At 62.9% G+C, this 12,394-nt stretch carries 12 protein-coding genes; 6 read left to right on the forward strand and 6 right to left on the reverse strand.

The window, feature by feature from the left end; all coding sequences use genetic code 11:
* A partial coding sequence (locus EOS_RS34235; RefSeq protein WP_047896653.1) for a DEAD/DEAH box helicase occupies positions 1-1,374 on the reverse strand: 1,374 nt, incomplete at its 3' end.
* A 484-nt stretch (positions 1,375-1,858) separates the two neighbouring features.
* The gene (locus EOS_RS34245; RefSeq protein WP_407639203.1) at positions 1,859-2,137 is read right to left on the reverse strand and encodes an acyl-CoA-binding protein; all 279 of its coding nucleotides are present in this window, start codon (positions 2,135-2,137) and stop codon (positions 1,859-1,861) included.
* Positions 2,138-2,299: 162 nt separating this feature from the next.
* Here EOS_RS34245 and tsaB point away from each other — a divergent pair, with 162 nt between their 5' ends.
* From tsaB to EOS_RS34265, 4 genes are read left to right on the forward strand one after another with little or no spacing between them, the layout of a single operon-like run.
* Entirely contained in the window at positions 2,300-3,127 is an 828-nt protein-coding gene (gene tsaB, locus EOS_RS34250) for a tRNA (adenosine(37)-N6)-threonylcarbamoyltransferase complex dimerization subunit type 1 TsaB (protein ID WP_047896655.1), read from the forward strand.
* On the forward strand, positions 3,124-3,618 hold the full coding sequence (gene rimI / locus EOS_RS34255) for a ribosomal protein S18-alanine N-acetyltransferase (protein ID WP_047896656.1): 495 nt from the start codon (positions 3,124-3,126) through the stop codon (positions 3,616-3,618). The genes tsaB and rimI overlap by 4 nt, the downstream gene beginning before the upstream one ends.
* Entirely contained in the window at positions 3,605-4,612 is a 1,008-nt protein-coding gene (locus EOS_RS34260; RefSeq protein WP_047896657.1) for a uracil-DNA glycosylase, read from the forward strand. The genes rimI and EOS_RS34260 overlap by 14 nt, the downstream gene beginning before the upstream one ends.
* Entirely contained in the window at positions 4,609-5,574 is a 966-nt protein-coding gene (locus tag EOS_RS34265) for a DUF1853 family protein (RefSeq protein WP_047896658.1), read from the forward strand. The genes EOS_RS34260 and EOS_RS34265 overlap by 4 nt, the downstream gene beginning before the upstream one ends.
* A gap of 11 nt (positions 5,575-5,585) precedes the next feature.
* Here EOS_RS34265 and thiD read toward each other — a convergent pair whose 3' ends face one another.
* The 4 genes from thiD to lplT form a co-directional block, all read right to left on the reverse strand.
* Positions 5,586-6,392 carry a bifunctional hydroxymethylpyrimidine kinase/phosphomethylpyrimidine kinase gene (gene thiD, locus EOS_RS34270; RefSeq protein ID WP_047896659.1) on the reverse strand — a complete coding sequence of 269 codons (807 nt, stop codon included), beginning with the start codon at positions 6,390-6,392 and terminating at the stop codon, positions 5,586-5,588.
* Positions 6,393-6,397: 5 nt separating this feature from the next.
* Positions 6,398-7,024 (reverse strand): thiamine phosphate synthase, encoded by a 627-nt coding sequence (thiE, locus tag EOS_RS34275; protein WP_047896660.1) that lies wholly within the window; start codon positions 7,022-7,024, stop codon positions 6,398-6,400.
* Positions 7,025-7,026: 2 nt separating this feature from the next.
* The gene (gene thiM, locus EOS_RS34280; RefSeq protein WP_047896661.1) at positions 7,027-7,839 is read right to left on the reverse strand and encodes a hydroxyethylthiazole kinase; all 813 of its coding nucleotides are present in this window, start codon (positions 7,837-7,839) and stop codon (positions 7,027-7,029) included.
* Between the two features lie 129 nt (positions 7,840-7,968).
* Positions 7,969-9,276: a lysophospholipid transporter LplT gene (gene lplT, locus EOS_RS34285; protein ID WP_047896662.1), complete on the reverse strand. Its 1,308-nt coding sequence runs from the start codon at positions 9,274-9,276 to the stop codon at positions 7,969-7,971.
* 537 nt (positions 9,277-9,813) lie between these two features.
* Between lplT and alr the strand changes: the two genes are divergently transcribed.
* Positions 9,814-10,884 carry an alanine racemase gene (gene alr / locus EOS_RS34290; RefSeq protein WP_047896663.1) on the forward strand — a complete coding sequence of 357 codons (1,071 nt, stop codon included), beginning with the start codon at positions 9,814-9,816 and terminating at the stop codon, positions 10,882-10,884.
* Between the two features lie 54 nt (positions 10,885-10,938).
* Positions 10,939-12,327: a DNA repair protein RadA gene (gene radA, locus EOS_RS34295; protein ID WP_047896664.1), complete on the forward strand. Its 1,389-nt coding sequence runs from the start codon at positions 10,939-10,941 to the stop codon at positions 12,325-12,327.
* The last annotated feature ends 67 nt before the right edge of the window (positions 12,328-12,394 follow it).

The raw sequence follows: 12,394 nt of genomic DNA on the forward strand, positions 1-12,394 counted from the left end.
GCCGGCCGGAGCCGAACGACGCGGTTCGAAACCAGCGATAACGCTCACTGCCAGCGGCACACGCACGAAACGCTCGATGCGCTTCAGCGCGCCTTGCTCAGCGTGATGCACGAGGCTGATTGCCGTACCCGTACGACCAGCGCGGCCCGTACGGCCGATACGGTGAACGTAGTCTTCCGCGAACTTCGGCAGATCGTAGTTGAACACGTGCGTGATGCCGGGGATGTCAATACCGCGGGCCGCGACATCGGTTGCCACCAGCACGCGCACCTTGCGTTCACGCAGCGCACGGATCGTGCGGTTGCGTGCGCCTTGCGGCAAATCGCCGTGCAGCGCAGCCGATTCAAAACCAGCGTCCGACAAGCGGATAGCCAGTTGGTCAGCGTCGTTCTTGGTTGCGGTGAAGACGATAGCCTGGTCCAGGCCGGCGTCGCGCAACAGATGGTCGAGCAGACGATCCTTGTGATCGCGGTCATCGACGTAATGCACGGTTTGCGCGATGTTGTTCTGTGCTTCGAGCTTTTGAATGATCTCGATGCGTTCCGGGTTCTTCAACAGGCGGCCAGTCAGCGAGCTGATCTTGCCGTCGATGGTTGCCGAGAACAGCAGCGTCTGACGCGAAGCGGGCGTAGCGGCAACAATAGTTTCGATGTCGTCGATGAAACCCATGTCCAGCATGCGGTCGGCTTCGTCGAGCACGAGGATTTGCAGTTGCGACAGGTCAATACGGCCGCGTTCCAGGTGGTCGAGCAAACGGCCCGGCGTAGCAACCAGGATTTCCGGGTTCTTCGCGAGCAGCATCAATTGCTGGCCATACGCGACACCGCCGAGAATGCTGACCGTGCGCAACCGGCGCAGGTGCTTGCCGTAGGTCGTAGCAGCTGCGGTCACCTGCATGGCGAGTTCGCGGGTCGGCGTCAGAACCAGCATGGTCGGACGAGCGACCGGTTGCTGACGGCGTGCCGGGCGGGCATTCGGGTCATGCGGCTCACGCGGTGCTGCGGCCTTGGCCTTTTCAAGCTGCGAGAAGCGTTCGATAGCCGGCAGCATGAACGCTGCCGTCTTGCCCGAACCGGTCGGGCTGGAAACCAGCAAGTCGCGGCCGGCGAGCGCTGCGGGAATCGCGCGCTGCTGAACTGGCGTCGGCACTTGATAGCCGGCGGCTGTCAGCGCAACAACGATTTCCGGCGACAGGCCGAGCGACTCGAAGCTCGGGCCGGTCTGGACGGCGATCGCGGCGGCTACCGGCGCGACTGAAGAAATGGGGGTGGGTACAGCCGGCGAAGCAGATGCTGCCGGCGCGGCGGGTGCATCAACGCCTAGTGCCAGTGCAGCGATGGAGTCCAGCGGGCTGTGGGTGTTGCTCGAAGTCATGTCGATCCTTGAAACGGGGAATAAGGCGTGTGGCGCCAATCGGCATACCCAAGTCGTCAGATTCAGCGAGCAAAGAAGCAGCGAGCAAATCGAAAAACGGGGGCAGCTCGCAACAATAAAGGCGAGCTTTTCGTTAGAAGCTGTATCGGATTCGACAGGCCGAGGCGGCTTTGTCGTCAGCCTGATGCATGATCGGCCGAGAAAGGCCTAGCAGGGAGGGGACAGTTTCTAAACTGGATTGGAGCAAAACGCTACGAGGCGCCGCGCTGCGTGCGATGAATCGACTTCCAAACGTCAATTCACCCGGTCACAGTGAAGCGCAGGCAACAGTATAGCGGCAATTGTTGCGCTGCGCCAGATTTTAAGACAGTTTGATTCGATTGGCGGTTTGCAGGGCCGCGCGGTGATAGCACGTGTGCACGTGTCTCAAGCGCGCATCTCAATAAAGCGCCGCGGGGCGGGTCGGCCCCACCCGGCCCAGTCTTCACGCCGATGCGCCGCTTTTCAACGATTCCACCAGTTCGACGTATTGCTGCTTTGCAGTGTCCTGCGGCGTGCCGGCGAGCGCGGTCCATGCGTCGTACTTGTATTTGCCGGCGATATCGGTGAAACCCGGCTTGTCGCCCTGCACGTCGCCCAGGCTCGCTTGCTTGTAGAGCGCGTAGAGGCGCAGCAGCGTAAGGTTGCCCGGACGTTCAGGCAATTCCTTGACGTCAGCCTGTGCTTGCGCGAATTGCGCGTCGAGTTCGTTGATTCCGCTCATTCGATTCTCCGGACATGCTGGTTGGGGACGGGCGATCATAGCAAGCCAGTCGTGCGTGATTTTCGAGGGTTTCTTCCAGACTTCCCGTACGACGTGCGTGGCTTGCGGTCGCGCTCGCCGCCGCACGGCTCATGCATTACGTCACGCATTACAATAGCGGCCATGACACGCACCGTTCTGCTCGCCCTCGATACCTCGACCGAATTCTGTTCCGTCGCGCTGCTGATCGCCGATCCCGCACCCGCCACGGCTGATGGAAGCGCTCCTCATTACTCCGCCGGCGAAGTTAATGTCTGGTTCAGCCATGAATTGACGGGGCCGGTATCCAGCACGCGTTTGTTGCCCGCAATCCGCGAATTGTTCGATCTGGCCGGGTGGAAACTTGCCGATTGCTCGGGAATCGCGTTTGGCGCGGGGCCGGGATCGTTTACCGGTTTGCGCACGGCGACCGGCGTCGCGCAAGGGCTGGCGTTCGGATTGAGCGTGCCGGTCGTGCCGGTCGGCACCTTGCTCGCGTGCGCGGAGTTCGCGCGTTTGCACGAGCCGTCGGTGATGCGGGTGCTTGCGGCGCTCGACGCCCGCATGAACGAGGCGTACTGGGCTGATTTCCGCTGGGACGCAGCGGCGGGCGAGTGGGCCACGGTGCAGGCGGCATCGCTTGATCTGCCCGAGGCAATTGTCTTGCCGGATGAGCCGTTCACGCTGGCGGGCAACGCGGCGGCGGCTTTCGGCGACCGTCTGCCGATGCCCGATGCCCCCGTGTGCCGCATCGATTTCGATGCATTGCCTCATGCCTTGCCCGTGGCGCTCGCCGGATTGCGTGCGCTGCGCGCCGGCAGGACGGTCGCGCCGGACCAGGCCGCGCCGGAATACGTACGCAACAAGGTCGCGCAAACCACCGCTGAGCGGATGGACGCGCGTGCTGCCAAAGCTGCTGCCGCTGCCGCGCACCCTGAGCAGGCCGATCAAACGACGGAGCCCCTACGGTGAGCGGAGTGTTGCTGGCGGATCGTTATCTGTCGTCGATGACTGAAGCCGATCTCGACGAGGTCGCCGCCATCGAGAAGCTCGCTTATGAGTTTCCCTGGACCCGCGGCAATTTCCAGGACTCGCTGCGCAACGGCTATTTCGGCGTGTGCCTGCGCCACGTCACCGGGACTTTGCTGGGATATTGCGTACTGATGCCGGTCGTCGATGAAATGCATCTGCTGAATCTGTGCGTCGCGCCGCCCGCACAACACGCTGGCGCCGGGCTCACGTTGCTGCGCGAGGCGGTACGCATCTCGCGGCATCAGAAACTCGACGGTGTGCTGCTGGAAGTGCGGCCGTCGAATCCGCGCGCCATCCAGCTTTACGAGCGCTTTGGTTTTGCCACCATCGGGCGGCGCAAAAACTATTACCCCGCGCGGCACCGGTCACGCGAGGATGCACTCGTCATGCGTCTGACGTTTTCAAAGGAGGCCGCGAATGGCGCTGCATAAGTCGATGCTGGAAGAGTTCGGGCTGGGAACGGTCTGGGTGAGGCGGGGGACGGCTTCGGCTGAAGCGACTGCGGCCGCCGTGCCCGAGCAGTCGACGGCTGCGGGGTTGCCGCCTGCGGCGGCGCATGTCGCGGAACGGGGACCGGAAACGTCGGCGGTGGCCTCGACGACCGATCCTGTCGACACGCTGACTGCGCTCGATGCTGCTCTTTCAGCCGCGCAGATCAGCCAGGGCAACGTGCGGCAAGCGTCGTCCAGGACGTCGCCAGCAGACGTCGATACATCCCGGATCAAAGCCGATCAATTCGTCCCTTCCGCAGAACCGCCTATCTTCGATGACCTCCCGTGGCTCGACGACGTGCCGCCCCAAGCTCCCGTCGCACCCGAAACCATCGACAACACCGCCGCGGATATCGCGTCCCTCGACTGGGACACGCTGGCCGCGCGCGTCTCCGTCTGCGAACGTTGCCGGTTGTGCGAGCGGCGCACGAATTCGGTATTTGGCGTCGGCGACCGGGACGCCGACTGGATGCTGATCGGCGAAGCGCCGGGCGAGAACGAGGACAAGCAGGGCGAGCCGTTCGTCGGCCAGGCGGGCAAGCTGCTCGACAGCATGCTGCACGCGGTGGCGTTATCGCGTGAGGACAACGTGTTCATCGCGAACGTGATCAAGTGCCGGCCGCCCGGTAACCGCAATCCGGAACTCGATGAAGTCGCGCGTTGCGAGCCCTATCTGAAGCGGCAGGTCGAATTGGTGAAACCGAAGCTGATCGTCGCGCTTGGCCGGTTTGCCGCACAGAGTCTGCTCAAGACGGAGGCGAGCATTGCGTCGCTGCGTGGCCGCGTGCACGACTATCAAGGTGTGCCGGTTATCGTCACGTATCATCCGGCCTACTTGCTGCGCAGTCTTCCCGACAAAGCCAAGGCGTGGGCCGATCTGTGTCTCGCACAAGCAACCTATCGCAAGTCGCTGAAGGCGGCAGACAGCCAGTGACGGCTGCGAACGAGATCACGCCATTCCAAGATCCCGCCGTGCGGGATCTTGCATGGTTGCTGTTCTCGCCCGATCTGCTGAGCGCTTCGCACGCGGGTGCGCCCCTCGCGCATCCGGCTGCAGCTGCCAGGACCGAGCGCGATATCACGTTGACGTGGCTCGCCGTGCTTGATCGCGATCCCGCCGAGCTTCATGCACAGGTTCACAAACCGTCCCTCACGCGCCTCGGCTTCTACGCTGAAGCGTTGCTCGAATACTTCCTGAAGCATGGACCGGACGCGCGGCTGATCGCGGCGAACGTGCCCTTGCGTACTGCGGAGCGCACCCTCGGCGAGGTCGATTTTCTGCTGGAGAACGCGCAGGGCGAGCGGCTGCATTGGGAGCTTGCGGTGAAGTTCTACCTGCACATCGGCGAGGGCGACGGGGTTGCTACGCTCGCTCACTACGTGGGTCCGAACCTGCAGGATCGCTTCGATCTGAAGCACGCGCGGCTTCTGCATCATCAACTGGGTTTGAGTGCGCGCGATGAGTTCGCATCGCTCGGTTTCGATGGCCCATGGCGCGCCGAGTTGTTCGTCAAAGGGCGATTGTTTTATCGCGATGGCGATCTCAGCCGGACGTCGAATCCGCCGCCTGAGCTTGCCTGCGATCATCTTCGAGGCTGGTGGAAAACGGCATCGGAGTGGCGGGATTCGAAGGCGGGCGGACTGTTCGCTTCGTTGCCGCGATTGGGATGGATGGCAGAGCGGGCGTTATCGGCGCAAGAGAGTGAGGCACTGGTCGAGCAGGCCGCGATGTTGACGGAGCGTGTTGCAGCGTTGTCGTCGCCGATCATGGTTGCGCGCTACGAATGTGTTCCCGGCAATGTCTGGCGCGAGCACTCGCGCGGTTTCATCGTCCCCGATGACTGGCCCGAACGCGCCGCTGATTTTGCGAATTCCAACGGTCGCGCTACGGGTTAAGTAACGCTACCTCACCACCACCTGAAAAAATGATGCACCGGTCCTACACCGTGCCCGACATCCAGTCGCGCGCTCTGTTCGATCGCGCCGGTGAGGTAGAGCTTGGCATCGACGGTGGCGGCGGCGAGCGTATCGCGTTGCGGCAGTAGCGCTGCGATCGACGACGACAACGTGCACCCCGTCCCATGCGTATTCTTCACGGGCACACGTGGACCGCCGAGCCGCATCGCTCCGCTGTCCTCGATCAGCCAGTCGGGGCTATCGGCGGAACTCAGATGGCCACCCTTCATCAACACCGCCCGTGCGCCCAACGCCCGCAGCGCTTCGCCCTGGCGCACCATCGCGTCTTCATCTTCGGCTGACGTTTCGTTCAGCAACGCAGCCGCTTCCGGCAAGTTCGGCGTGACCAGCGTCGCGAGCGGCAGCAGTTCAACGCGCAACGCAGCCACTGCATCCGGCGCGAGCAGTGCGTGATGGCTCTTGGAAATCATCACGGTGTCCAGCACCACGTGCGCCGGCCGATAACGCCGCAACGCGGCCGCGACCGCGCGCACCACGTCGGCGTTGGCAAGCATGCCGATCTTCACGGCGTCGATGCGGATATCGTCGAAAACGGCGTCAAGCTGAGCCGTGACGAACGACGCGTCGGGCGTATGGATGGCCGTGACGCCGCGGGTGTTCTGTGCAGTAAGCGCGGTGATGACGGACAAGCCGTACGCGCCGAGCGCGGAGAACGCCTTGAGGTCGGCCTGGATGCCCGCGCCGCCACCGGAATCGGAACCGGCGATGGTGAGGACGTTGGGGATCGGATGGGTCATGGTTATCAAGAGGATTCGAGCAATCGTAGCGCGGCGAGACGCGGGTCGGCAGCAGTGCAGATCGCCGATACCACCGCGATACCGCCCGGTCCCGCACGTTTGACATCGGCGGCATTGTGCAACTGGATGCCGCCTATGGCGACCGTCGGATGCAGGGAACGTGCACAGAGGGCGGCTAGCCCGTCGATACCGCATGCCGCCGATGCATCCGGCTTGGTCGGCGTATCGAAGACCGGCCCGACGCCCACATAGTCGATCATCGCGCCGAGCGGGTTGGCGTGATCGACCTGTTGGGCATTCGACACCGACAGTCCGATCAACGCCTGGGGCCCAAGCAACTTCCTGGCAATATCCGGCGGCAAGTCGTTCTGGCCGACATGCACGCCATCGGCACCGGCCGCGAGCGCGACATCGATATGATCGTTGATGATGAGCGGCACCCCATGCCGGCGCGTAAGCGGCAGCAGATCGAGCGCGAGTTCGAGCCACGCGCGTTTGTGCCACTCGGGCGCGCGCAGTTGCACGATCGTGGCACCGCCGTCCAGCGCCGCGCGTGTCACTTCGAGCGCGCGAGCATGGCCGCCGCATTGCACGGGATCAAGGACGAGATACAGGCTGAGGTCGAGGTTCATCGTCAGGTGGGCTCGACGTCGCGCGACACGAGCGTGGCCGAGAAAACGTTTGCGTCGAGCGATGCCAGCCGGTCGAGATACGCGACCGCGAAACTACCAGGCAACGCGGCGTCGCGTGATGCCAGTTCCCCCGCGATGCTCGAATAGGCGATTGCGGCGGCCGTCGCAGCCCAGAAGTCATCGGCATCGGTAACACCCACGAACGCCGCGACCGTCGCCGATAACGCACACCCCACGCCGGTCACGCGCGTCATCAACGGCGATCCATTCGATAACGCGACCGTGCGGCGGCCGTCGGTGACGTAATCGGTCGGACCCGTGACCGCGACGACTGCGCCGGTTTTCAGCGCAAGCAATTGGGCGGCGTCGAGCGCGGCTTCGGCGAAAGCGGTGCTATCGACACCGCGTGCGCTCGACTCGCCGCCCGACAAGCTGATGATCTCCGACGCGTTGCCGCGAATTACGGCCGGATGGGCATCGAGCAGATCGAACGCGAATGCGGTGCGAAAACTTAACGGGCCGACCGCGACGGGATCGAGGATCCACGGTTTGTGCGTGCGGTTGGCGGCTTCGACGGCGGCGCGGATCGCCTTGCTTTGCGGCAAGTCGAGCGTGCCGAGATTCACCGATACCGCGTTTGCCAGCGGCACGAATTCGCCCACCTCCTCGCGGGCGACGACCATCGCGGGCGCGGCTCCGATCGCGAGCAACACGTTCGCTGTGAAGTTCGTGACGACAAGATTCGTCAGGCAGTGGACAAGCGGCGCGCGTTCGCGCACGCGCACGGCGAACGAAAAGAGATCGGGGGCGAGCATGAGTAGGGCGTGAGGAAAAAGGGTATAGCGGGATTATCGCGCGCCGGGCGAACGAATGCCCGGCGTGGTTTCAAGCTTTCAATAGGCTGCAATCAAATGGGGCGCAGCGTTTCGACTCAACGCCATCGCTCAATGCCGCGATTCGCCGATCAGCGCGACCGAATCGAAGGCCCGCTGATTTGCCTGATGCCGTCGCATCACGAAATACATCATCAGGCAGACGAAGGTGCCGAACAGGACGATCACGAGTTGAATCGGTACGTCGAGCCAGACGAGCACCGCGTACAGGCACAACATCACGAGCACTGACAGATTCTCGTTGAAATTCTGCACCGCGATCGAATGACCCGCCGAGAGCAGTACGTGGCCGCGATGCTGTAGCAGCGCGTTCATCGGCACCACGAAAAAGCCCGACAGCCCGCCGACAATCATCAGGAAGATATAAGCGACGATCAGATAACCCGGAATGTGCATCCGGCCGAAATAGATACCCCAATGCACGGGAAACAGATGCTTTGAATAGAACGCGAGCAGCATCACCGCGATGCCCATCACGATACCCACCGGCAGCACGGACAGAGACTTCTTCAGCGGTATGCGCGCGGCCGCGAGGATAGCGCCGACAGCCACGCCGACCGCGATGATCGCCTGCAGGATGGCGGCCTCCGACAGCGACATGCCGAGCGATACTTCCGCCCACTTGAGCACGATGAACTGCAGCGTCGCGCCTGCGCCCCAGAACAGCGTGGTCACGGCGAGCGAGATCTGGCCGAGCTTGTCGTGCCAGAGCACGTTGAAACAATCGGCGAAATCGGTGATCAGTTTGAGCGGGCGATGTTCCTGCTTCGGATAACGCGCGCCGGTGTCGGGAATCCGCAGATTGAAGATCGCCGCGACAATGTACATGAGCACGATCACGAGCATCGCGGCTTCGGCGGGGGTATCGACCTTGGGGATATGTAACTGAATGATGTGCGAGGCGATGTGCGGACTGATGAGCGCACCGCCCATCACGGTGCCGAGGATGATCGAGCCAACCGTGGTGCCTTCGATCCAGCCGTTCGCCGCGACCAGCCTGTCGGCCGGCAACAGCTCCGTGAGGATGCCGTATTTGGCGGGCGAATACGCCGCGGCGCCGAATCCGACAATGCCGTAGGCGAGCAACGGATGCGCACCGGCCAGCATGGTTAAGCAGCCCACGACCTTGATCGAGTTGGTGACGAACATCACGTGGCCCTTCGGCCTGGAATCTGCGAAGGCACCGACGAAAGCGGCCAGAACGACGTATGACAGCACAAAAAACAGCTTGAGCAGCGGTGTCATCCAGTTCGGGGCGTGAAGATCTTTCAGCAGGGCGATCGCAGCGATCAGAAGGGCGTTGTCGGCCAGCGACGAGAAAAACTGCGCGGCCATGATGGTGTAAAAACCTTTTTTCATCTGATCCGATGCTTGTCCGCACTGCGGGTAATCCGCCCCGCTCGCACACGGCGCGCTCGTCTCTCGCGTCCGGGTTTGCGCTCAGGCTCCCGTTCAGGCAATTTCTGTTCGAAATGGGTTGTGTGCACGGCTTTATAACACGAAAATAGGCTCATTCTGACTAGCAGTAACTCGCATGATGAGTTGCAGGCGATTCGAGAGACGCCCGAGCCGGAACGTCGCCGGTCTGCAAGGTCGCGATAAAGTATTGATTCGGGTACTGATTCAGCTATTCGCTAGCCATATCGGTTCTTTTCGAATTTATCGTCGTGTGCGCTGTCTCTTACTGACCGGTCATCAGACGCAATGATCGATCGCTGCTTATCGGTCTTGAGCGGCGCGTGAGCGGCTTAGAAGTGGTCCACGAGCGATCACTGACCGATCATGAATAGGGCACGATCCGCTGCTGCCGTGCCGGGTTTGAAACCGAGCTCTCACGTAACCGTCAAGCCGCGGGCCGCTCTCGCATAATCACCTGTTTCTTCCAACCGAACTCCCATGCCGCGCCCCATATCCGCCACGATCCACACCGCCGCACTTGCCAGCAATCTCGCCGTCGCACGCCGTCACGCGCCGAAATCCAAGATATGGGCCGTGGTCAAGGCCAATGCCTATGGCCACGGTGTGGCGCGAGCGTTCCCCGGATTGCGCGCAACCGACGGCTTCGGTCTTCTCGACCTCGAAGAAGCGGTTAAGTTGCGTGAACTCGGTTGGGCCGGGCCCATCTTGCTGCTGGAAGGCTTTTTCCGTCCGACGGATATCGACGTGATCGATCGCTACAGCCTGACCACGGCGGTGCATTGCGACGAACAGTTGCGGATGCTGGAAATGGCCCGGCTCTCGAAGCCGGTCAATATTCAGTTGAAAATGAACAGCGGCATGAACCGGCTCGGTTATACGCCGGAGCGCTTCCGGGCTGCCTGGGAACGGGCCCGGGCAGTGCAGGGCGTCGGCCAGATCACGTTGATGACGCATTTCTCCGACGCCGACGGCCCGCGCGGCATCGGCTATCAACTCGAAGCGTTCGAACGCGGTGCCGAAGGCATCGCGGGCGCGCGCAGTCTCGCGAATTCGGCGGCCACGCTGTGGCACGCCGCTGCGCATTTCGACTGGGTGCGGCCCGGCATCATCTTGTACGGCGGCTCGCCGTCGGGCAAAACTGCCGACATCGCCGCAACCGGGTTGCGGCCGGCCATGACGCTCGCGTCCGAACTGATCGCGGTTCAGACGGTGCCGGCGGGGCAGTCGGTCGGCTATGGTTCGGTGTTCTCGGCCACAGGTCCTATGCGGATCGGCGTAGTGGCGTGCGGTTATGCGGACGGTTATCCTCGAGTGGCGCCTGAAGGCACGCCGGTTATCGTCGATGGCGTGCTCACGCGGATCGTCGGCCGTGTCTCCATGGACATGCTGACGGTGGACCTGACTCCGGTCCCGACCGCGGGGATCGGCACGCCCGTGGAATTGTGGGGCACGAAGCTGCCGATCGACGACGTCGCGGCTGCGTGCGGCACGATCGGTTATGAGTTGATGTGCGCAGTCGCGCCGCGCGTGCCGATGAGGGCGGAATAGAGCGCAGTTGCTGTGGTTGTCTTGGGTGTGTGACGACGGAATTCAGGAAGGCGAGTGGCGAAAGTAGCGAAGGTCAAAACACTGTACGTATGCACCGAATGCGGCGGTCAGGCGCCGAAATGGCAAGGTCAATGCCCGGCGTGCGGAGCATGGAACACGCTGGTTGAATCGGTGGCGGAATCGCCGTCGGCGCATCGCTTTCAGGCACTCGCGAAGACCTCGCCGGTGCAGCGCCTGTCCGAGATTGAAGCGTCAGATGTGCCGCGTTTTACCACCGGTATCGGCGAGTTCGACCGGGTGCTTGGCGGCGGGCTGGTGGCCGGTGGCGTGGTACTGATCGGCGGCGATCCGGGCATTGGCAAATCCACGCTGCTGCTGCAGTCGCTGGCGGAGATTGCCCGCGAGCGGCCAGCGCTTTATATCAGCGGCGAAGAGTCCGGCGCGCAGATTGCACTGCGCGCGCAGCGGCTCGGCCTGCTCGGCGATTCGGGCAATGCAGCGCCCGATTTGCGCTTGCTTGCGGAAATCCAGCTCGAGCGGATTCAGGCGACCATCGACACGGAGCGGCCGGAAGTTGCCGTCATCGATTCCATCCAGACCGTCTATTCCGAAGCGCTGACTTCCGCGCCGGGATCGGTCGCGCAGGTTCGCGAGTGCGCGGCGCAACTCACGCGGATCGCGAAGCAGACGGGCACGACCATCATCATGGTTGGCCACGTGACGAAGGAGGGTAATCTCGCCGGGCCGCGCGTACTGGAACATATTGTCGACACGGTGCTGTACTTCGAGGGCGATACGCACTCGTCGTTCCGGCTCGTGCGTGCGTTCAAGAACCGCTTTGGCGCGGTGAACGAACTCGGCGTCTTCGCGATGACCGAGCGCGGTTTGCGCGGCGTGGCGAATCCATCGGCGCTGTTTTTGTCGCAGCATGAGCAGAGCGTGCCGGGCTCGTGTGTGCTCGTTACGCAGGAAGGTTCGCGGCCGTTGCTGGTGGAAGTGCAGGCGCTGGTCGATACCGCGCATGTCCCCAATCCGCGCCGTCTTGCCGTGGGGCTCGAGCAGAACCGTCTTGCGTTGCTGCTGGCGGTGTTGCACCGGCACGCAGGCATTGCGTGCTTCGATCAGGACGTGTTCCTGAATGCGGTGGGCGGCGTGAAGATCACAGAGCCAGCCGCCGATCTGGCGGTGCTGCTCGCCATTCATTCTTCGATGCGTAACAAGGCGCTGCCCAAGGGTTTGATCGTGTTCGGCGAAGTCGGGCTGGCGGGTGAAATCAGGCCGTCGCCGCGGGGTCAGGACCGGCTGAAGGAGGCCGCGAAACTGGGTTTCTCCATTGCGCTGATTCCGAAGGCGAATGCACCGAAGCAGCCTATCGACGGGCTGGAAGTGATTGCGGTCGACCGGATTGAAGAGGCTATCGATCGCGTGCGGTCGCTGGCCTGAGGCTATTCGCAACCACATCCGGATGCCTGTTGCGCGGACGTCCACCGCGCAACATCGATCAGACCCT

It is taken from the genome of Caballeronia mineralivorans PML1(12), assembly GCF_001028175.1.
GTDB classification, from domain to species: Bacteria; Pseudomonadota; Gammaproteobacteria; order Burkholderiales; family Burkholderiaceae; genus Caballeronia; species Caballeronia mineralivorans.

Excerpts from the sequence above, each read along its gene's own strand:
- thiE (WP_047896660.1), bottom strand. The coding sequence starts at position 7,024 with ATGAACCTCGACCTCAGCCTGTATCTCGTCCTTGATCCCGTGCAATGC.
- thiD (WP_047896659.1), bottom strand. The coding sequence starts at position 6,392 with ATGACCCATCCGATCCCCAACGTCCTCACCATCGCCGGTTCCGATTCC.
- EOS_RS34245 (WP_407639203.1), bottom strand. The coding sequence starts at position 2,137 with ATGAGCGGAATCAACGAACTCGACGCGCAATTCGCGCAAGCACAGGCT.
- lplT (WP_047896662.1), bottom strand. The coding sequence starts at position 9,276 with ATGAAAAAAGGTTTTTACACCATCATGGCCGCGCAGTTTTTCTCGTCG.
- tsaB (WP_047896655.1), top strand. The coding sequence starts at position 2,300 with ATGACACGCACCGTTCTGCTCGCCCTCGATACCTCGACCGAATTCTGT.
- EOS_RS34260 (WP_047896657.1), top strand. The coding sequence starts at position 3,605 with ATGGCGCTGCATAAGTCGATGCTGGAAGAGTTCGGGCTGGGAACGGTC.
- thiM (WP_047896661.1), bottom strand. The coding sequence starts at position 7,839 with ATGCTCGCCCCCGATCTCTTTTCGTTCGCCGTGCGCGTGCGCGAACGC.
- alr (WP_047896663.1), top strand. The coding sequence starts at position 9,814 with ATGCCGCGCCCCATATCCGCCACGATCCACACCGCCGCACTTGCCAGC.